This is a genomic window from Arthrobacter sp. CC3, from assembly GCF_039907775.1.
Lineage (GTDB): Bacteria > Actinomycetota > Actinomycetes > Actinomycetales > Micrococcaceae > Arthrobacter.
Window position 1 is genome coordinate 1 of record NZ_JARCCY010000121.1, and the last position, 536, is coordinate 536.

Genomic DNA, 536 nt, shown 5'->3' on the forward strand with positions numbered 1-536 from the left:
CCGGTCTCGTCGTAGAACCCCTCGGGCAGTTGGGCCACGGCGGTGTGGAAGACCCGGATGTGGTCCTCGGCGCTGTTCGCTCCGGCGTTGCCTGGCCGCAGCACCGCTGCGAGGATTTCCCCGGCGCCGTTGCCGGTGCCGTAATCAACGCTCGCGATGAACGGGGCGAACCCGTAGCCGCCTTTATAGGTTCCGGCGACGTTTTCCTTATCGGAGTGCGAGGTTACGAGCGTGGCGTCGATGTCGATGATGAGCGGGTCCGCGGCCGTCGCGGACAGTGCCGGGTTCCGTTCCCCGGCGGCGTTCCAGGCCCGGGTGCGCAGCTCCCGGGTGAGGGTCTCAAACCCGTAGCTGAACAGTTCCGGGTTGGCCACGGTGCGTTCGAAGAACCGTGACACGGTCGCGTTCGAGGGCAGCTGACCGAAGGCCCCGGGTGAGGAACGCAGGATGTCCAGGTCCGATGCATGTTCGCCTCCGGCGGCGAGCATCGCTGCCAGGGAACCGAGGAGCTTGCCGGAACGATGCCGTGCGCCGGA

At 67.4% G+C, this 536-nt stretch carries 1 protein-coding gene; it reads right to left on the reverse strand.

Going from position 1 to position 536, the window contains the following annotated elements:
* Positions 1-536 (reverse strand): transposase (locus tag PV761_RS24260; protein ID WP_347900061.1); only part of this gene is annotated, 536 nt, incomplete at both ends.